At 65.9% G+C, this 19,265-nt stretch carries 21 protein-coding genes; 9 read left to right on the plus strand and 12 right to left on the minus strand.

Annotated elements, in window-relative coordinates:
* Nucleotides 1-96 precede the first annotated feature (96 nt).
* Nucleotides 97-663 carry a plastocyanin/azurin family copper-binding protein gene (locus tag AC5FRW_RS00970; protein WP_493566545.1) on the minus strand — a complete coding sequence of 189 codons (567 nt, stop codon included), beginning with the start codon at nucleotides 661-663 and terminating at the stop codon, nucleotides 97-99.
* Between the two features lie 90 nt (nucleotides 664-753).
* On the opposite strand from AC5FRW_RS00970, the gene AC5FRW_RS00975 reads away from it, so the two are divergent.
* Nucleotides 754-993: a PRC-barrel domain-containing protein gene (locus AC5FRW_RS00975; RefSeq protein WP_493566546.1), complete on the plus strand. Its 240-nt coding sequence runs from the start codon at nucleotides 754-756 to the stop codon at nucleotides 991-993.
* On the plus strand, nucleotides 994-1,452 hold the full coding sequence (locus AC5FRW_RS00980) for an NOB1 family endonuclease (RefSeq protein ID WP_493566547.1): 459 nt from the start codon (nucleotides 994-996) through the stop codon (nucleotides 1,450-1,452).
* Between the two features lie 12 nt (nucleotides 1,453-1,464).
* Here the strand turns inward: AC5FRW_RS00980 and AC5FRW_RS00985 are convergent, their stop codons facing one another.
* From AC5FRW_RS00985 to AC5FRW_RS00995, 3 genes are all read right to left on the minus strand, one after another.
* Nucleotides 1,465-1,611, minus strand: coding sequence for a CopG family transcriptional regulator (locus AC5FRW_RS00985; RefSeq protein WP_493566548.1), 147 nt, complete (start codon nucleotides 1,609-1,611; stop codon nucleotides 1,465-1,467).
* A gap of 47 nt (nucleotides 1,612-1,658) precedes the next feature.
* Complete coding sequence (locus AC5FRW_RS00990; RefSeq protein WP_493566549.1) at nucleotides 1,659-2,414, minus strand: CPBP family intramembrane glutamic endopeptidase; 756 nt, start codon at nucleotides 2,412-2,414, stop codon at nucleotides 1,659-1,661.
* A 68-nt stretch (nucleotides 2,415-2,482) separates the two neighbouring features.
* Nucleotides 2,483-3,787, minus strand: coding sequence for a phosphoglucose isomerase-related protein (locus tag AC5FRW_RS00995; protein ID WP_493566550.1), 1,305 nt, complete (start codon nucleotides 3,785-3,787; stop codon nucleotides 2,483-2,485).
* Between the two features lie 110 nt (nucleotides 3,788-3,897).
* Between AC5FRW_RS00995 and AC5FRW_RS01000 the strand changes: the two genes are divergently transcribed.
* Nucleotides 3,898-4,560: a DUF8056 family protein gene (locus tag AC5FRW_RS01000; RefSeq protein WP_493566551.1), complete on the plus strand. Its 663-nt coding sequence runs from the start codon at nucleotides 3,898-3,900 to the stop codon at nucleotides 4,558-4,560.
* Nucleotides 4,561-4,620: 60 nt separating this feature from the next.
* Nucleotides 4,621-5,076 carry a DUF5812 family protein gene (locus AC5FRW_RS01005; protein WP_493566552.1) on the plus strand — a complete coding sequence of 152 codons (456 nt, stop codon included), beginning with the start codon at nucleotides 4,621-4,623 and terminating at the stop codon, nucleotides 5,074-5,076.
* A 16-nt stretch (nucleotides 5,077-5,092) separates the two neighbouring features.
* On the opposite strand, the gene AC5FRW_RS01010 is transcribed toward AC5FRW_RS01005, so the two are convergent.
* Entirely contained in the window at nucleotides 5,093-5,401 is a 309-nt protein-coding gene (locus tag AC5FRW_RS01010) for a DUF7968 family protein (RefSeq protein WP_493566553.1), read from the minus strand.
* Nucleotides 5,402-5,502: 101 nt separating this feature from the next.
* Here AC5FRW_RS01010 and secF point away from each other — a divergent pair, with 101 nt between their 5' ends.
* A complete protein-coding gene (secF, locus tag AC5FRW_RS01015; protein ID WP_493566554.1) occupies nucleotides 5,503-6,384 on the plus strand; it encodes a protein translocase subunit SecF in 882 nt (293 codons plus the stop codon).
* Complete coding sequence (locus AC5FRW_RS01020; protein ID WP_493566555.1) at nucleotides 6,381-8,000, plus strand: preprotein translocase subunit SecD; 1,620 nt, start codon at nucleotides 6,381-6,383, stop codon at nucleotides 7,998-8,000. Before secF ends, AC5FRW_RS01020 begins: the two co-directional genes overlap by 4 nt.
* A gap of 105 nt (nucleotides 8,001-8,105) precedes the next feature.
* Here AC5FRW_RS01020 and rnhB read toward each other — a convergent pair whose 3' ends face one another.
* Complete coding sequence (gene rnhB, locus AC5FRW_RS01025) at nucleotides 8,106-8,738, minus strand: ribonuclease HII (RefSeq protein ID WP_493566556.1); 633 nt, start codon at nucleotides 8,736-8,738, stop codon at nucleotides 8,106-8,108.
* A 151-nt stretch (nucleotides 8,739-8,889) separates the two neighbouring features.
* Entirely contained in the window at nucleotides 8,890-9,501 is a 612-nt protein-coding gene (locus AC5FRW_RS01030) for a translation initiation factor IF-2 subunit beta (protein WP_493566557.1), read from the minus strand.
* A gap of 303 nt (nucleotides 9,502-9,804) precedes the next feature.
* On the opposite strand from AC5FRW_RS01030, the gene AC5FRW_RS01035 reads away from it, so the two are divergent.
* Nucleotides 9,805-10,755: a DUF4397 domain-containing protein gene (locus tag AC5FRW_RS01035; RefSeq protein ID WP_493566558.1), complete on the plus strand. Its 951-nt coding sequence runs from the start codon at nucleotides 9,805-9,807 to the stop codon at nucleotides 10,753-10,755.
* Nucleotides 10,756-11,044: 289 nt separating this feature from the next.
* Here AC5FRW_RS01035 and AC5FRW_RS01040 read toward each other — a convergent pair whose 3' ends face one another.
* The 3 genes from AC5FRW_RS01040 to AC5FRW_RS01050 form a co-directional block, all read right to left on the minus strand.
* Nucleotides 11,045-11,239, minus strand: coding sequence for a cold-shock protein (locus AC5FRW_RS01040; protein WP_493566559.1), 195 nt, complete (start codon nucleotides 11,237-11,239; stop codon nucleotides 11,045-11,047).
* 215 nt (nucleotides 11,240-11,454) lie between these two features.
* Nucleotides 11,455-12,525, minus strand: a complete 1,071-nt coding sequence (locus AC5FRW_RS01045) for an SDR family oxidoreductase (protein ID WP_493566560.1) — start codon at nucleotides 12,523-12,525, stop codon at nucleotides 11,455-11,457.
* Complete coding sequence (locus AC5FRW_RS01050; RefSeq protein ID WP_493566561.1) at nucleotides 12,525-14,105, minus strand: succinic semialdehyde dehydrogenase; 1,581 nt, start codon at nucleotides 14,103-14,105, stop codon at nucleotides 12,525-12,527. The genes AC5FRW_RS01045 and AC5FRW_RS01050 overlap by 1 nt, the downstream gene beginning before the upstream one ends.
* 89 nt (nucleotides 14,106-14,194) lie before the next feature.
* Here AC5FRW_RS01050 and AC5FRW_RS01055 point away from each other — a divergent pair, with 89 nt between their 5' ends.
* Nucleotides 14,195-15,208 (plus strand): deoxyhypusine synthase, encoded by a 1,014-nt coding sequence (locus AC5FRW_RS01055; protein ID WP_493566562.1) that lies wholly within the window; start codon nucleotides 14,195-14,197, stop codon nucleotides 15,206-15,208.
* Between the two features lie 21 nt (nucleotides 15,209-15,229).
* Here the strand turns inward: AC5FRW_RS01055 and AC5FRW_RS01060 are convergent, their stop codons facing one another.
* A complete protein-coding gene (locus tag AC5FRW_RS01060) occupies nucleotides 15,230-16,918 on the minus strand; it encodes a hypothetical protein (RefSeq protein WP_493566563.1) in 1,689 nt (562 codons plus the stop codon).
* A 199-nt stretch (nucleotides 16,919-17,117) separates the two neighbouring features.
* Here AC5FRW_RS01060 and AC5FRW_RS01065 point away from each other — a divergent pair, with 199 nt between their 5' ends.
* Nucleotides 17,118-17,621, plus strand: coding sequence for a GNAT family N-acetyltransferase (locus tag AC5FRW_RS01065; RefSeq protein WP_493566564.1), 504 nt, complete (start codon nucleotides 17,118-17,120; stop codon nucleotides 17,619-17,621).
* Between the two features lies 1 nt (nucleotide 17,622).
* On the opposite strand, the gene AC5FRW_RS01070 is transcribed toward AC5FRW_RS01065, so the two are convergent.
* Nucleotides 17,623-19,197, minus strand: coding sequence for an ATP-binding protein (locus AC5FRW_RS01070; RefSeq protein WP_493566565.1), 1,575 nt, complete (start codon nucleotides 19,195-19,197; stop codon nucleotides 17,623-17,625).
* Between the last annotated feature and the right edge of the window lie 68 nt (nucleotides 19,198-19,265).

Below are 19,265 nucleotides of genomic sequence, written 5' to 3' on the forward strand. Positions count from 1 at the left end.
GATCGAAGTTGGCGACACCTGATAAGTGCATCGTAATGCCCCGCTATTCGTGTGCTGGAATGGCGTACCAGCCGGTCGGAGCGTTCGACTTTGTGCCTACTCGACGACGGTGAACGACCCTTTCATGATGCCCTGATGGGGGTTACAGTAGTACTCGTAGGTGCCGGGAACCTCGAAGGTGTACGTGTGGGTGTACCCCTTGTCGTAGGTCGTTCCGGCCCCGTCGGGCGTCCCCGTCCATTCGCTGCCCGCTGGCTGGCTGTCGACGACGATGTTGTGGCCGCCCGCCTCCCAGACCCACTCGACGGTGCCGCCGACGGCGATCTCGAACGACCGGGGATCGAACCGCAGACTTCCCGGTGCGACCTGTACTGTCCGTTCGGTGGGCACCGCTTCGGTCTGCGTGGCGGTCGGCGTCGCGGAGGGAGTCCGGGTGTCGGTCGCCGTCGGTGTCTCGGTCTGCGTGGCGGTCGTCGTTTCGGTTGCGGTCGCCGTCGGGGATGCGGTGGGCGTGTCGGTCGCCGTCGGTGTCGCGGAGGGGGTCTGGGTGTCGGTCGCCGTCGATGTCTCGGTCTGCGTGGCGGTCGATCCACCGTCCGAACAGCCGGCGAGAGTGGTCACGGGGACGGTCACGAGCGCGGCCAGAAAGCGTCGACGATCCATGGGGGTTCGAAGGACCGGCCCCACTAAACTGTGTGCCACCGGCGTCAGACGGCCCGTGGCGTTTAAGGTAGCTCACTCGGATGGACCTGTATGGCAGAAATACTCGCCGAGAACCTCACGGAGAAGGATGTCATGGGAACGGACGGTGCGGAAATCGGCAGCCTGTACAACATCACGATGGACCTCGATACGGGGACACTCAAGAACCTCGTCATCGACGCCCACGAGTCGTTCCGCGAGAACGACTTCGAACGCGACGAGACCGGACGTCTCCTCGTTCCGGTCGAGCGAGTCCAGGCCGTCAAAGACCACATGATCGTCAAGCGTTAGATGTACGTTCTCGACTCATCGGCGTTTATCAACGAGTATCACACCGACGAGCCGATCGCTTCGATCCCGCTCGTCCGCGAGGAACTGGAAGGGGAAAGCTCCTACCGCTTCGACGCACTGGAGGGGTCGGGGATGCACATGCATATCCCCGAACCGGGAACCGTCGAGCGCGTCGAGCGGGCCGCCCGCGAGACCGGCGATCTGGCCGAACTCTCCGACACCGACGTTCGTCTGATCGCCGCCGCGTTCGAACTCGACGGGAATCTCGTCACCGACGACTACGCGATGCAAAACGTCGCCGAGAAACTCAACGTCGCGGTCGACGTGATCGCACAGGAGGGCATCGCCGAGCAGCGCGACTGGCGATTTCAGTGTCAGGGCTGTGGCCGTGAGTTCGACGAGAACCACGAGCGCTGTCCGATCTGCGGGAGTGATCTCTCGCGGAAGAACCCGGCGTAGTCCAGAGACCGCTTAAACAGTCGATTCCTCGACGGATTCGAGACCGAGGTCGATCAACTGCGCGAGGACCTCCTCCTCGGTGATCCCGTACCGGTGTGCGAGCCGTGTGACCGCTCGCGCCTGGTCGTCGTCACAGACGACCGTGTACCGGGTCGACATACGCCGTGGTATGCTACATTGTCGCATAAATCCCCGTCAGACAGCCGTCACACCGGGAGTGTGACCCCGTGGACGATGTCGAGCCACTCGACGATGTAGATCCGCGAATTCCAGACGGCGTGGATTGCGATCGGGACCAGCAGGTTCTCCGTGTACTCGTAGACAGCCCCGAGGATCAGCCCCAGGATCGTCGCGACCGCCAGATAGGTGACCTGCCCGGTCCCGGTCAGCGCGCCCGAGTGCGAGATCCCGAAGAGCAGGCTCGCGATCACGACGGCCGGCAGCGGGCCGTAGGCCTCTCGGAACTTCCCCTGGACGACGCCGCGAAAGACCAGTTCCTCTCCGGGCGCGACGAACAGCAGCGTGATCGGCAACAGTAGCAGGAACAGGACCGGGTTCTCGCGGCCCCGAACGATGGCCCGGTTCTGGGCGCTCTCGACGCCGAGCGCGGTGATGACCTCGCCCAGTACCGTCGACGCGACGACGAGCGCGAGGAAGCCGGCGACGATCCAGCCCAGATCACGGGCGGTCAGCAGCCGATAGCGCAGGAGGTCGCCGTGGCCGCCACTGACCACGTAGCCCACGACGACGAGGACGAAACCCGCCGGTAACAGCGCGTACTGGAGTGCGAGCACGACGACCGGCGTCGATTCGAGCGTGTAACCGACCGACGCAGCGGCCCAGATACCGAGCGACGCGAGGACGATACCGACGCCGTAGGCGAAGGCGACGATGCCAAGCGACGCGACGACGGCTTCCAGTCGAACAGACCGGTCCGCGGTGTGATACAGGTCCGACCCCATCTACGGGAGCGTTCGGGAGACGCCCCCTTATACTGTCTGTTGTCGCGCTCACCAGTCGCAAGCGTTCGTCACTCGTCGTCGACGACGAGTTCGGTCTTGTTCGCGATGGCTGCGGTTCGCTCGGTCTCCTCGCCTTCGAGACTGTCGCGAGCGGCCTGCTTGCTCCACTCGACGGCCGGCTGGGTGAACGTCTCGATGTCGGCCAGTTCGCCAACGAGGATGCAGGCGGCCTCCATCGCGACGAGTAGCTCGCCGAGACCCTCGGCGTCCAGTCGGTCGATTTCGAGTCGGACGTTGGGCTGGCCTGCAGCGGCGAGACTGCCTTCGGTCGCGCGTAGCTCCGTGTCCAGTAGTTCACCGAGGTCGGTGCCAGCGAGATGAGAGAGCGCGTCGGTATCGGTCGGTGGCACCGCGAGTTCGGGACGCTCGCGCGGGCGGACGAGCGTCACCAGTTTGTCCCGGCGGCCGGCCCGATACAGCTGTAACTGGGAGTGTTGATCGGTCGCGCCGAGTGCGCGTGCCGGCGTCTGGCCGCGCCCGTCCTTGCCCAGACTCTCGGCCCAGAGCTGTGCGAACCACTCGGCGAAGGCCTCCAGTCGCTCGGCGTAGGGCATGACGGCGTTGATCGACGCGCCCCGTTCTTCGAGTGCGTAGGCCACCGCGCCGTAGGCGTAGGCCGGGCAGTCGTACAGCGACGGCGCGAGCGAGTCCAGTGCCGTCTGCCCGCCGGCAAGTACCCCTTCGATGTCGCAGTCGAGGATCGCCGCGGGGACGAGACCGACCGCCGACAGCGCCGCGAAACGGCCCGGAACGCCCTCGGGCACCGCCAGTGTCGGCAGGTCGTGTTCGGCCGCCAGATCGGCCAGCGGCCCCTCGTCGCCGGTAGTGACGACGGTCCGTTCGGTCCAGTCGACGCCGGCGTCGACGAACGCCTCGCGGACGACGAGGAAGTTCGAGAGGGTTTCGGCGGTCGTCCCGGACTTGGAGACGACGTTGACGGCGGTGTCGGCGAGCGACAGATCCGCGAGGACGCGCTCGACGTGATCGGGGTCGACGTTGTCCAGCACGACGTGGCTCGCGCCGCCGTCGTCGGCCAGTGCGCTCGTGATCGTGCGCGCCCCCAGTGCGCTGCCACCGATCCCGACCGTCAGGACCGTCTCGGCGTCGTCGACGGGGGCGACGGCGTCCCTGATCGCCGCCGGATCGGTCCGTTCGGGCAGCGCGAGCGATGCGTAGCCAAAGTCGCCCTCGGCACGCCCGCGGTCGATCCGTTCGTGGGCTGTGGCGACTCGCTCGTCCAGTTCGTCGAGGTCGTCCCGGGTGAGTCCCGGGTCGGCGACTGTCCCAAGTACGTTCCCGATGTCGACGTTCATGTGCCAGCCTCGACCGGGCAGCGTAAAAAGTACGCCTCATCTCCGTCGCCCAGCGTCGTTCACTGGCGGGAAACGCGGTGTTTAACCCCAGCCGTTCCCTATGGCCGACAATGGCCGAGGACGCCGTCGATCAGGGCGCGAGCGGCGACGAGTGGGGCCGGACCGACGACGAGTGGGGCCGGACCGACGACAGCGCGACCGGTGGCGGTGCGACTCCATCGCCATCGGACGAGTCACAGTCCGCGACGCCGCAAGCCCCAGTCGACGAAGACGACACCTACGGCGGGCTGGTGGGTGCGTTCCCCTACGCCTTCCGGTCGAGCGAGTCCTACCTCTTTCGGAGCTACGTACTGGTAGGCGGACTGGCAGCGGCGCTGGTCGCGCTCCTGTTCGGACTCGCGCTCGTCGTCCTGCTTGGCAACACGGTCGGTGCTGGCGGCGGGACGTTCAGCTTCGTGCGGGCCTTCTTTATCTTCGTCGGCCTGCTCGTCGTCGCGCCGCTGCTCGCCCCCGTGCTGTTCGTGGCTCGACGACGACGGCGGGGCAACGCCGACACCCGCTTCGAGGCGACGATAGCGGGGGTCGGCTACGCCTTCATCGCCTCGCTGTACGTTGCTGCCATCATCTCGACGCCCGTGGGACAACAGGAGTCGACGAGTGGCTTCCTCGCACCGGTCGTCGACGTGCTGTACTCGCTGCCCAGACTCGCAGGACTGATCCCGCCCATCGTGGCCGTGGCCGTCATGCTCGCCGTCGTCCGGCGCTGGCGGTAGCCCACGCTCGCCCGTGACGGAACCGTGACCGAGAAAAGCACCGAGTCGCTACCGATGGGTATGAAGACCAGTACGTTCCTCGTGACGGCCGCAGACGCCGAGACGGCGACGCTGCGCGACGTGATCGACCAGCAGGTGATCACGCTCGCTTCGAACCCCGGACTCGAAGTCGACGAGGCCATCGAGGGGACCGTCGAACCGGAGCCACCGCTGGAGGTGGCCTATCAGCTCACCGAAATCGAGCGCCAGTGGCGGATTCCGATCGAACGCAGCGACGAGTCCCCGACCCAGCTCGCACGGGACATCGCGGCCGAGCAGGCCGTCGGCGAGATCACGAGACGCGAACGCGCCGGGTCGGGTGAGTTCCATGTCCTGACCGTCCCGGACGCCGAGGCCGCCGCCGAAGACGTACTCGACGACGTGGCGACGCGCGAGCGGGCCGCACGGCTGGGTGTCGACCGCGTCTCCGTTCGAGCCGGCGACGGCGTCGTCAGCGTCCGGTATCTGCCGAACTAAATCGCTTTTGGACCGTTCACTCGGTCGGGCCACCGGCGCTCTGGACGCGCCAGCCACCGGCGACGCCACACGCCTCGCGCTCGACGTACTCGATCTCGGTCTCGTCGGACAGTTCCGCGCCGCCCTCGACGCGTTCGACCCGGAGTGGTACGTCGAGTGCGCTGCCACAGCAGCCGACACCGACGAACTCGTCCCACACGTCGCCCTCGCTGGCGGTGTCGTGGGCCGTGCTGAGGTACGACCGGAACGCTGGGCGCTCGATCACCTGCCGGCCCCACTCGCTGAGATCTGCCGGGTACGAACATACGAGACGGGTCGCAGTCATCATACCGGTCGTTGGAACCGGCCGCTGAAAGCTCCGTCGCGGGCGTGTGTCACCATCGAGAGATAAGAAGGCTTATTCGGGGCGCTCGCACACCCACGCCCATGAACGCGTTCGAGGTACCGGAGGTCGATTACGACCAGTACACGAACCGCCAGCTGGCGGCCGTGCCGCTGGCGGTACTCGGCCTCGCGATACTGATTCTCGTCGGGTGGTGGGCGATGACGGGCGCACCAGTCACACCTGGTATCGACTTCACGGGTGGAGCCGAACTGACCGTCGTCACCGAGATGTCACAGTCGGAGGTCGAAGCGTCCTTCGACGCCGAACCGCTGTCGGTCCAGCAGGCCGTCGACGAGGCAGACACCGTCGGGCCGAACGAGGACCAGTACATCGTCCGGTTCCAGTCGAGCCAGATCAGCCAGCTCAGGACCCAAGCCGAGGACGCCGGGATGGAACTGCTGTCGAGTTCCTCGACGGCTGCCGCCTTCGGAAGCGGCAACCAACAGACCGCCGTCCTCGGCGTGCTGGTGGCGTTCGTCGGGATGAGCGTCCTCGTGTTCGCGCTCTTCCGCACGTTCGTCCCGAGTATCGCCGTCGTCATCTCCGCCTTCTCGGACATCGTCATCCCGCTGGCGGCGATGAACTTGCTGGGGATCAAACTCTCGCTTGGGACCGTCGCCGCCCTCCTCATGCTGATCGGGTATAGCGTCGACTCGGACATCCTCCTGAACAACCACATCCTGCGCCGGTCGGGGTCGTTCTACGAGAGCACGTACCGGGCGATGCAGACCGGTGTGACGATGACGCTGACGTCGCTGTCGGCGATGGCCGTCATGGCCGTCGTGGCGACGATCTTCAACATCGAGCTGATGGCCTCGATCGGTGTCGTACTCGTGATCGGCCTCGCTGCCGACCTGATGAACACGTACATGCTCAATCTCTCACTGCTTCGCTGGTACAAGTTCGAGGGGGTGTCCCGATGAGCGGCCTCCGCGAGAACTGGCGAATCATCCTGCTCGTCGTGCTCGCGCTGGGCAGTCTCGTTACGCTGCTGGTCCCCGGCGCGACTGTCTCGACGGGTGACAACGCCACCCAGGTCAACGCGACAAACGCCTCCGACGCGGGGCTGTCGAACCTCCAGTACGGGATTCAACTCGACGGGGGGTCACGTATCCGAGCGCCGATCGTCGGCATCACCGCAGAGGACGTCGAGATAACCAACGGCACCGAGGCGGGCAGGCTACGGGACGCGCTCGTCTCGCGCTTCGGCGTCGAACAGATCGACGTGGAAGTGCGCCTGCCCAACGAGCAGGCCCAGCAGAACGCGGGCACGACGGTCGAGGTGTTCACCGAGAACGTCTCACAGGCCGAACTCGCCACCGCCCTGCAGGAAGAGGGCTACGACGTGAGTGAGAGCGACGTGCGCGACGGCGTCACGCAGGCGACCAGAAACGAGATGGTCCGCGTCATCGAGCGCAAACTCTCTTTCTCGGCGCTCAGCAACGCCAACGTCCAGGCCGCCCAGTCCGCGACCGGCCAGAACTACATCGTCATCGAGGCGACCGGTCGCGACATCGACGACCTGCGGTCGATCGTCGACCAGCGTGGTGTCGTCCGAGTCTACACCTTCACGCCCGGCGAGAACGGGAGTTACGTCCGCAATCAGGTCCTCACCCAGCAGGACTTCACGCGGATCGGCAACGTCCAAGAGCGCCGAGACTCCGGTTATGGCGTCTCCGTGACGATCAGTGACGAGGCCGCACCGGGATTCGTCCGGGACGTGCAGAACGCCGGCTTCAATCAGGCGACGACGTACCGCTGTCTCTACAACGAGACCGACCCGAGTCAGTCGACCGGTGCGCCCGGCGGTGCTCACTGTCTGCTCGCCACGCTCGACGGGAACGTCGTGTTTAGCGGCGGTGTCGACGGGGACCTCGCCAGTTCGTTCGCCAGTGGGACGTTCACCAACGACCCGACGTTCTCGATGACGACGCCGACCCGCGAGCAGGCCCGCGACATCGAACTCAGCCTGAAGGCTGGTCAGCCCCTGCCCGCACCACTGGACTTCGAGAACGCACAGACGACCTCGCTCGAACCGGCGCTCGCGGATCAGTTCAAGATCAACTCCCTGATCACTGGGATCATCGCGGTGCTCGCGGTCAGTCTCGCCGTCTTCCTGCGCTACGGTGACCCCCGCGTGGCCGCACCGATGATCGTCACCGCCCTCTCGGAGGTGCTCCTGTTGCTGGGGTTCGTCTCGCTGATCCAGTTCCCGATCAATCTCTCGCACATCGCCGGCTTCATCGCCGTCATCGGGACCGGTGTGGACGACCTCATCATCATCGCCGACGAGATCCTCCAGCGCGAGGGCGTCGCGACGGGACGGGTGTTCCAGAACCGCTTCCGCAAGGCGTTCTGGGTCATCGGTGCCGCCGCCGCGACGACGATCATCGCCATGAGTCCGCTGACGGTGCTGGGACTGGGCGATCTGACCGGCTTCGCGATCATCACCATCATCGGCGTGCTGATCGGTGTGTTGATCACCCGACCGGCCTACGGTGACATCCTCCGCAAGCTGGTGCTGGACGACGAGCAATAGCCGCTCTCGCGGCCGACCGATTTTCATACGGAAAGTTGTCGTTGCGTACCGGTGAGCGTCGCCACGGGGTAGACGCTCACTGGTACATCGCTACAACCGTCCGTATCAGAAGGAGTCGAGTGAAGACTGTTCGACAGCGGCGAGCACGTCCGAACAGGTCGACCACGACCGGCGGGCACAGTCGGGCAGGTCGTCGTGGTCGTCGACGTACGATTCGAGAAAGTCGCGTGTCTTCGGATCGCTCGGGTAGCCGCTGCCGACCGTTCCGTATTCCTCGGCGAGACCCTCGACGTGGGCCTCCCGTGCGGACTTTGCGACGATGCTCGCGGCACCCACGACCGGGTCGGTCTCGTCTGCGCGGTGTTTCGCGGTCAGGTCGAGGTCGGCGTCGACCCTGTCGGTGACCCGCTGTTCGAAGCGGACGGCGTTCGTATCGCCGGCGTCGACCACGCCCGAGAGTCCATCCGCTGCGACCGCCGAGAGTGCCTCGGCGTGGGCCACGACGGTGAGCGTGTTCATGTCCGTCTCGGGGTCGTCGATCCGGTCGGTCGTGATCTCGGCGACCCCCACCGTCGCGACCGAGCGGATCTGCTCGGCCAGTCGTTCCCGGCGCTCGTCGGGGATTCCCTTCGAATCTCCGACGCCGTCGGGGAGGTCGGCCGGGTCACACCGGACGGCCGCGGCGAACATCGAACCCAACACCGGTCCCTTGCCGGCCTCGTCGACGCCCAGTCGCATCGCTCGTCAGGATGACCAGCGGGGGGAAAACGATTGTGGTCAGTTACTTTCCGTTCCAGGGGCGAAACAGTGGCTTCCTTCGGTTGTCCAGTCGAAGCAGTGACGCTATCGGCGTCCCGGTCACTCCGAAAACGATCGCTACTGTCTCGTTTTATGCGAGTCGCGAGAAGGCCAGCGTGCCGCTGATGTTCTCGATGTAGATGTCGACCACGTCGCCCTCCTGTGCGCCGGGGACGAAGATGGTGTACTTGCCCTTCTCGGCCACACCGTCGCCTTCGCGGCCGGTGCCGGTGATCTTGACCTCGTAGGTCTTGCCCTCTTCGAGGGTCGGGCGGTCGGTCTGTGTGTTCTTCGTCGAGCGTTTGGTGACCGGGCGGAAGGCCCCACAGGCCTCACAGCGGAGCATGTCGACGCCGTCCTCCGTGGTGAGTTTGGTGTCGGGCAGGCCACACTCAGAGCAGGTGACGTATTCGGCGATGTACGCGTCGATGGCGGCCTCGAAGTCGCTGACGGAGAAGTCACCGTTGTAGCGGGCCTCGTTGCCGTCGAACTGACCGTTCGTCCCGAACTCGCGCTGGATGGTCCGGTGGACGTGCTTGGAGTCACGCGAGAGGGCGTCCGAGATGGCGTCCAAGTTGGTCAGGCGCGTGAACGCGCCGTCGGTCTGTCCAACGGGATCGGGGACCGAGAGTCGGTCACCGCCTTCCCGGGGCTGGTCGGGGAGCGCGTCGAACGCTCTGTCGAGTGCTGCGTCGTAGTTCATACCTAGTGCTGGCGACTGAGACGTATATGGGTTCCGTCGTCGCCCAGTGCCGACAGGTGTGCCGGCCGAGCGACCGACGACGACAGGTCGGGAGGACCGTTGCAGGCCCAGAGATTACGACTCGGCCGATAACCCGGCCTTTCGGTCGCCAGCGTGGCGATGTGTCCGTTCGATACGGCGACGTTACCGGCATGCCGGTGGTGACAACGGTGACGTTACCAGCGGTGGGTGTGTGGACTGCGCGCCCGCCGACCTGTATGGCGATTTATAACAAAGCGCCGGTCGTCCTTTCTCGGTGATGGAATGTCGATACCAACTGCACGAACCCTGAGTACGCTCGTCGTATCCGCGCTGTTGCTCGGGAGTATGCTGGTCGTCGGTGGCGTTGCCGGTCTCCAGCAGGCCCCAGACACCGACGAAACGGCGACACAGGACGCCTCGTATCTCCGCGTGATTCACGCCGCATCCGACGCGCCTGCGGTCGACGTTACCGTCGACAACGAGACCGTACTGGCCGATGTCCCGTTCGGTGGCGTCAGTAATTACCTGTCCCTGTCGGCTGGCACGTACAACGTGACCATCGCAGCAAACGAGAGTGGCACGGTCGTCTTCGACGATTCGATCACGCTCGATCCACGGTCGATCACGACGGTCGCAGCGGCCGGTGAGATCGGCGAGAACGCAACCCAGCCGTTCGAAGTGATCCGCTACGAGGACAACGCCTATCAGCCGGCCGCCGGCGAGTCGGCCGTCAGCGTCATCCACCTCTCGCCCGACGCCCCCTCGGTCGACGTGACCGTCGGTTCCGGCAACGACACCGTGGTACTCGCCGAGAACGTCTCCTACGGCGAGGCCGGTGACTACGTCACGGTGCCCGCTGGAAACTACAGCGTCGACATCCGCGAGGCAACGGCCGACAACGACGGTCCCGTGCTCGCGACGACCGACGTGACCCTCGACAACGGCAGCGCCCACTCTGCGCTGGCGCTTGGCAACGTCTCGCCCGAAGGCGACGCCCAGTCGTTCCGGGTCGTCCGAACCGTCGACGCCACCGTCGCGGTCCAGTTGCCCGACACCCCGACGCCGACCCCGACGATCACCGCGCCACCGGTCGGCAACGACACCGAGACGTCTCCGACCCAGACCGAGACCGGCGGCGAGGCGACGGCGACGCTGACGGAAGCGCCCACGCCGACCGAGACGAGCGAGCCGATCGAGACCAGCACGCAGACTGAAGTCAGCGGCGACGCCTGATCGGTCGCGCCGCTAGTCGATCTCGATCGGAACGCGAGAGCAAAACCCAGCCTGCTCGCTGTGAGGGTCCGGCGAGCACCCTCGACGCGTCGCTTGCAGCGGGTCGCCATCCATTATAAGCGGTGGCATCGCTCGTCGGTGAGTGTCCAGAAAACTGAAAAGCTCTTACGCCGCGTCAGCGGCGGTCCGAGACATCGGGATTGCTGTAGCCGATCGCAGGAACAAGCCCTGCGATCGGTCGGCTTCGGGCGTCGCGAAGCGACGCCGTCAGCGACTACAGCAATTCCGATCAGTTGCGAACGACGTTGGTCGCGCGCGGGCCCTTCGGGGCCTGTTCGATGTCGAAATCGACGTCAGTACCTTCTTCGAGGTCCGGGCCGCCCACGTCTTCCATGTGGAAGAAAACGTCGTCGTCCGCATCCTCAGTCTCGATGAATCCGTAACCGCCTGTGTCGTTGAAGAAATCAACCTTACCGTTTGCCATTGCAATTAACGAAATGCGGGTTACACGGATAAGCATTTGCATTTTGTACTCTTATCTGCCTTTTTGCTGGACTTTTGATTTTCATATACTGGATATTCTGGACATTGTTGTCGATAGCGTCGGTTACTCCGGTAGCTTCTGTCGAATCCCAACAGATCCCGGTGATCGGCCCCGATACCGGAATTTTTCACTTTCTAGTGAGGTCTGTGACCGTTTCACACCATCGCATCGTCGCCCAGATCCGGGTGTTCACGGGCGTACGCGACCAGTCTGTCGGCGTAGCTCTCGAACAGCGGACAGGCCACGCCAGTGCCCCCGAGTGCCCGACGCGTGTTCGTGTCGGCGTAGGTCGTCGGATGCGTGAGGTACGGCATCGCCGCCGGTTCGATGCCGTAGCGGTCGGCGACGGTGGGGTACCGTTCCAGCAGCGTCGTCGAGAGGGCTGCCGTCCCGCGGACCGATACGACGGCTTGTCCGGTCGTACGACCGAACGCGCGAGCGATACCGGCGACCGTCGGCGGGTGTGGGTTGGCTAGCTGGTACACCTCGCCGACGGTGTCGGCCCGTCCCGAGAGTTCGGCGATGGCGTCGACGACGAAGTCCCGCGGGACGACGTTCATCGTCGTCGGCCGGGCCGGTGCGGGCGCGACGGCGACGCGTGGCTGGCGGTCCAGCAGCGCGAGCAGGTAGTAGGGACCGTCGTACTTCTGGGTCGCGCCGGTCTGGCTGTCGCCGACGGCGATGGCCGGCCGGTAGATCGTCGCCGGCAGGCCCGTTCCCATTCGTTCCTGCACGGCGACTTCGGCGGTGAACTTCGTCGCCTCGTAGTGGTTGTTGAACGACTGGCCCACGTCGAGGTCCGTATGGGTGAATTCGCCGTCGAAGCGACCGCTGACGTAGCACGTGCTGACGTAGTGGAACTGGTCTACGTCGGCACCCTCGGCGAAATCCAGCACGTGGCGGGTGCCGTCGACGTTGACCCGCTGAGCCAGCGCCCGGTCGACGCCCAGATCGTAGACCGCGGCGAGGTGATACACCGCCTCGGTTGCTCGCTGGCGGCGGTCGTATTCGTCGAGTCCCAGATCGGGCTCGGTGATGTCGCCTTCCACGAGTACGATTCGATCTGTCGGGACACCAACCCGCTCTGTCAGCGCTCGACGCCGCTGCTCGGCCTGTTCGCGGTACACCGACTGAATCAGGCACGTGATCGGCGCGTCGCTTCGGGCGAGCAAACGCTCGACCAGCGCCGACCCGAGGAAGCCGGGAAAGCCGGTGAGAAACCGCATTACGGTCCCCACGGTCGGTGCCTGCGCCACCAGCGCAACAGCCTGACGCCCGCGGTCGCGCCGCCAGCGACGAGGCGCTTGGGGACGCCGTCGAACGGAACGAGCGGCGGTCCGCGCTGGGTGGTGACGGTCTGGCTCTCTGTGTATTTCAGCATCCCCTGCCGGCCGTGGCGGCGGCCGATTCCCGAATCCTCGACGCCGCCCATCGGTGCGTCCGTCGAGGCCCACATCCCGAGGTAGGCGTCGTTGACGGCGACCGAGCCGGCGTCGATCCGGCGGGCGACCTGCCGGCCCCGGTCGCGGTCCCCAGTCCAGACGCTGGCGTGCAGGCCGTAGTCGGTGTCGTTGGCGCGTGCGATGGCCTCCTCGCTGCCAGCGACCGGCGTCACCGCGACGACCGGACCGAACGTCTCCTCGCAGGCCGCATCGGCGTCGTCGGGCAGCCCGGTCAGCACGGTCGGCTCGTAGCACAGCGGTCCCACGTCCTCGCGGCGGCGACCGCCGGTCTCGACGGTCGCGCCACGTTCGCGGGCGTCGGCGACGTGGGCCTCGACGGTGTCGAGCTGGTGCTGGCCGATCAACGATCCCACGTCCGGCCCGAAGTCGAACGTCGCGCCGAGTTCGAGCCGTTCGGTCGCCGCGACGAGCGCTCGCAGGAAGTCGTCGGAGACGTGCTGATCGACGTAGACGCGTTCGAAGGCGATACACAGTTGGCCGGCGTTGGCGAAGGCTCCGCGTGCGATTCCTCGGGCCGCCTGCTCGATGTCGGCGTCGTCGAGGACGACCGCGGCGTTCTTCCCGCCCAGCTCCAGCGAGGTGTCGACGAGGTGTTGGCCCGCGAGCGTAGCGACGGCGCGGCCGGTCGCCGTCGACCCAGTGAAGGTGAGGTGGTCGACGCCCGCGATCAGTGGCTCACCGAGTGGCTTCCCGTGGCCGGTGACGACCTGCACGAGATCGGCCGGCACGCCCGCCTCGTCGAGCAGGGACACGGCCTGCAACGCGGTGAAGGGTGTCGCCTCGGCGGGCTTGAGGACGATCCCGTTGCCCGCCAGCAGCGCCGGCAGCATGTCCGAAATCGCGAGTGTCAGCGGGTAGTTCCACGGTTCGATCAGGCCGACGACACCGGCGGGATCGTAGTGTTCCGTCGCCGTCGTCACCAGCGGGACGCCGCTGGTCCGGCCGTCGGCAGCGAGAAAATTGGGGGCGTGTCGCGCGTAGTAGTCGGCGTTCAGTACCACGTCGAGCAACTCCTCGTGGGCGTCGAACCGGGCCTTGCCGGTCTCTAACTGGACGGTGTCCAGCAGTGATTCGCGCTTGGCGAGGACCAGATCGGCGAACCGTTGGCAGATCGCTGCGCGCTCGTCGACTGGTCGCTTCGCCCACGAGGTCTGTGCCGCCCGCGCGCGCTCGGTGGCTGTCTCGACATCGGCGGCCGTACACTGCGGAATTGCACCGACCGTCTCGCCCGTGTAGGGAGCGGTCACGGTCAGTGACTCGCGGTCGCCGATCTGACTGATACGCTCGCGAAGCTGGCTGCGCGTGTGCTCGGACAGTCGCCTGTCGACACCGACCGTGTGCATTGGTCACACCTTGGTTGCCACGTACATCGGACTTTCGGCGAGCGGCCGGAACCGCGGCGTTGAAAGTCGCGGCTCACACACTGTCGACAATGAGCGACCACGACGACGAGCGCGAGACATTCAGTCACGACCCGATCGGCCACACTGAGGTCCGAGCGGGCATGACCGTCGGCGAACTGATCGAGGAGTACGGTTCGGCCGGCATCGGCGCAGCGGATCTCCACGAGGCCGTCGACATCTTCGCCGCGATGTGTGATGAGGACGTGACCACCTTCGTCGGACTGGCCGGTGCGATGGTCCCGACGGGGATGCGGGCCGTCGTCGCAGACCTGATCCGGGACGGCCACATCGATGCGCTCGTCACCACGGGCGCGAACCTCACCCACGACACTATCGAGGCTATCGGCGGCAAGCACCACCACGGCGAGGTCCACGCCGAGGGCAAGACCGAGCGCGAACACGACGAGACGCTGCGCGACGAGGGCGTCGACCGCATCTACAACGTCTACCTCCCGCAGGAACACTTCGCACTGTTCGAATCTCACCTCCGCGAGGAGGTCTTTCCCGTCCTCGCCGAGGAGTGTGACGACGGCGGCGTCTCGATCCAGCGACTCACCGCAGAACTGGGGCGAGCCAACAGCGAGCGCAACGAATCGGAGGGCATCGAGGAGGACGCCGGCATCGCCGCCGCGGCATACGAGAACGACGTGCCGATCCACTGCCCCGCCGTGCAGGACTCGGTGCTGGGCCTGCAGGCGTGGATGTACTCCCAGACCTCTCCGTTTACCCTCGACGCGCTCGGGGACATGACCGCGATCACGGATCTCGCCTACGAGGCCGAGGAGGCCGGGGCCTTGGTCGTCGGCGGCGGCGTCCCGAAGAACTACGTCCTCCAGACGATGCTGGTCTCGCCCGACGCCTACGACTACGCCGTCCAGTTGACGATGGACCAGCCCAACACGGGCGGTCTCTCGGGCGCGACGCTGGACGAAGCCCGGTCGTGGGGCAAACTCGAAAAGGCCGCTCGCAACGCCTCCGTCTACGCCGATGCGACGATCACGCTCCCCCTGCTCGTCGCCGGAGCGCGTGAACGGATCGACTAACCGCGCCGTCGCGCGCTCTCGTTACTCTTCTTCGTCAACCACGTCGGATAACGGATCGTCCCCGTCGTCGTCCGTCTCCTCGACGACTGGCCCGTCCTCGGACACGCTCTCGTCGGCGTCACCGTCTGGCCCATCAGCGTCGGTGTCACCAGCGACGGCGGTCGCCGCGCCGTCGTTGCCAGCATCGTCGTCGGTGTCGCCTTCGTCGTCGTCCATCGCCTCGGCATCGGCGGCTGCGGCCGCCTCGGCGGCGGTCCGCTCGCCACGCTCCGAACCGTCGATCACGTCGTAGCGAAGTGCCAGCCAGACCGCAAGCAGCACGGCCCCGCCGACAGTGAAGGCCAGCGAGACGGTCCCGACGCGGCCGAACAGTTGCCCGAGGACACCGAGTGCGAGGTCGGCTCCCGCCTGCGCGAAGTCGCTGGGGTCGCCAGCGGTCAGTTGCGCCTCGACGCGCTGTTCGACCATCGACTGGAGGACGCCAAGCGAGAGGTAGATCGGTAGCCCGGCCACCAGCAGCGAGGTACCGAGCGACCCTGCGACGGTCTGGCCCGACCGGGTCGCGAAGTAGATCAGTCCGACGAGCACCAGCGCCAGCAGCGGCAAGATGATCGCCAGTCGGTCGAGCCACGTCACGGCGGTCTGTCCCTGCTGGAGGGCCTGCTGGGTCCCGGCGTCCATGCCCGCGGTCAGGCTGATCCGGTCGTCGAGCTGTTCGTCGAGCTGTCGGGCGACTTCCTCGCCCACCGCGGTGGCGGCCTGTGCTTTCGCGCCGTCGAGATCAGCCCGGAACTCCTCGTAGGTCATGTCGGTGGTCAGCCCGGCGACGAAGGCAGTCTGCATCTCGACGGTGGCAGCCTCGATGCCCGTCTCGTCACCGCTCGGCTCGGGTGCGAGCGTCTCGTTGGCCTCGGCGAGGCGCTGTTCGATCCCTCGGTCGATCTGGTCACCGCGCTCTCGTTCGATCCGCTCGCGCAGTGCCGTCCGAATCTCCGGCTCTCTGTCGGTGACCATCTGCTCTTTCTCGGCTTCGGTGTAGTCCCGTGGGTCGTAGTCCGGGACGACCAGCGCGAGCTTCTCGTCGTTGCTCGATTGTTCCCACGCCTGCTGGACGAGACTGTCGAGCACCTGCTGGCGAAGCTGGTCTCGAACGTCCTGTCTGACCGCTTGATAGCCGCTCTCGTTTGCGGTCATCTGCTCGACTGTCGTCTGATTGAACTGCACTGGCAGCCCGTCACCGGCGATCGCGGTGATGTCCGTCTCCGACTGTTCGAGCAGCTCTGAGACGGTCGCATTGCGGATCTGGGCCTCGACGGCCGCCTCGATGTTGTCTTTCAGCGGGGCTGCCTCGACGCTGAGGTTCAGCGTCTCGCTGTTGCCGTGGAGGTAGGCGTACAGCCGATCGACGTTGTCCTCCGTCTGGTTCTGTAGATACGACTGATCGATCGCGTCGCGGACCAGCGACTCCGTGTCGACCAGCCCGGTGATGTTCGTGGACCCGCTGCTCTCCACGTTCTGGACCTGCGCGGCGGCGGTCTCGACTGCCGCGTCCTCGACGAGGTCGTACCCGCCTTCTTCTTCGATCGTGTTCTGGACGAAGCCCGGATCGAGGACGGTCAGGTGGGCCGCAGCGAGGAGATTCCCCGTCACCAGCGTCGAGGTCAGCAGGAGCGTCAGGACGAGGACGGCGAACTTGCGAACGAGGCTCATCGCTGCCCCCTCCGGTGATCGGCCGCTCTCCGGTCGTTCGAGTAGCGCTGTTTACACACCATCATGCACTGAATTGTGTCCACCTGTGTCGTCACCTGCCTTAGCCCTATCGGCGGGAGTATCACCGGCAATACTGACCAGCCGTGGCGCGGGTCGGTCGCGGCGAGGGCTTTAGTCACTCGTCTTCGTAGCCACTGACATGTCTTCGAAAGCGACCGTACGATCGGCGACCGAAGCGGACGTGGCGGCGATCCAGCGGGTCGCGCTCGCTTCTTGGCGGGCGACCTACGGTGACCTCTTCGACGAGGACGCCATCGTGGCGATGGTCGAGGAAGGGTACGCCGCCGACGTGCTCACGGAGATGATCACACTGGACGAGGTCGGCCTGTTCGTCGCGACGAGAGACGACGAGGTGGTCGGGTACGCCAGTTGCGGGCTGATGGACCCGGCGGGCGTCGGTGATCTGGACATCTACGTCCATCCCGACCACTGGGGCGAGGGGATCGGTGAGGCGTTGCTCGACCGCGGGACGGATCACCTCGCAGCCCTCGGGACGACGACTGTCCGTGACGAGGTACTGGCTGCCAACGACGTGGGCAACGCCTTCTACGAGCAGCACTTCGATCGGGTCGACAAGCGTACCGTCTCCTTCGGTGGTCGAGAACTACCGGTGAACGTCTACGAGACGAGCATCGGCGCGTGACCTATCGAAATCGATCGATCTGGGCACTGAGTCGGCCATCGGCTCGGTTGACGAGGGGAGTGAGGACTCGGTCGCCCCAGACGGTCAGCGCGCCGAGCGACGCACCCCAGACGAGATGCGTGCTCAGGTGCAGGGCAGTGAGGTTTGGCAGCGGTGTGTCCATTCCGAGCAGACGAAGCCAGGCCGGGGCGACGATTCCGGCGGCCCCGATCCACAGCACCAGCCCCCAGGCGACGCCGAGACCGACCGACGGCCAGACGCCGGTCCGGTAGCGTTCCGGGGCCAGCGACCGGAGACTGACGAAGACGAACCCGAAGACGATGCTATGGAACTCGTGCGTGAGCCAGCCGATGATCGGATCGGCCGTGCCGTAGAAGACGCCGATCCCGGCGATCGATCCACCGAGTTCCTCGGACGTGATGCCGAACAGCACGCCGGCCAGGACCGACGCCACCAGCGTCACGAACAGGCTGGCCGCGTCGGGCCGGATGCCGGTCAGGTTCGACTCGCTCGCTGCCACGTGCCGGTCGACGGTGTCCGTTCGTTCTAGCACGACGGTGACCGTCGTGCCGGTCGGCCCGGTGTCGGTCTCGACTGTGCCCCCGTAACTCTCGACGAGCAGTCGAACGACGTTCAGGCCGTACCCGGCCTTCGGGTCGTCGAACTCACCGATCTCGCCGTCTTCGAGTAATCGTTGCTGGGTCTCTGGGAGTCCGTCGCCGTCGTCAGTAACGCTGAGGCGGACGGTCGTGCGAGAGACAGTCACGTCGAGGCGAGGACACTCGTCGTTCGCGTGGACGATCGCGTTTTCGAGCAACTGTGCGACGACCTGCACGAGGCGTTTGCTGGCCGCGACGTTGACCCGCTCGTCGACGCTCGCCGTCTCGATGGTGGTGTCCGGGTACCGCTCGTGGACGGCGTCGAGTGCCGCTGTCAGTGCCTCGGACAGCGGGGTCGGTGCGGTGGTCGTCGTCCCCTTGCCCGCCTGCTTGGCGAGGTAGCTCACTTCCTCGACGGTCTCCTCGATATCGTCGGTTCTCGACTCGATCACGCTGATCGCGTCGGGATGCTCGCTGGTGTCGACCGTCCCGAACCCGCGGATCGGCGTGAGTGCGTTCAGGACCTCGTGGCGCAGCATTCGGTTGAGCACGACCAGTCGGTTCGTCTGCTGTCGGAGTTCGGCGCGCTGTGTTCGATTGCGCGCCGCGTACAGTCCGGTCAGGGTGCCGCCGACGCTCCCGCCGATGAGGAACGTCGAGAACGCCGACTGTGCTCTCGCCGTCTGGATGTCCGACGCGCCTTCGGGCGACCCGAGCAGGATGAGAGCAGACAGCAAGAGCATTCCGACCGTCCCGAACACACACCACAGTGCCGTCGTTCGGACGACGCTGGCCTCGACATCGGCGACGGCCAGCGCCACGCCGAAGGCTGCCAGCCCCAGTCCGAGCGTCAACGGCACGACCCCCGAGAGCAGAAATCGTGCCAGACCTTCGTAGAGCGCGAGTGTGACGGTAAACCGGGTCAGAAAGAAGCCGACGCCGGCGATGACAAGCCCACTGTAGTTGACGTGTGCCACGATACCGAGTGTATGGTGACAGCCGCATTAAACCCACCCCGACTGGCAGGCCGACTCGCTGCTGGGTG

It is taken from the genome of Halomicrobium sp. HArcht3-1 (assembly GCF_058933345.1).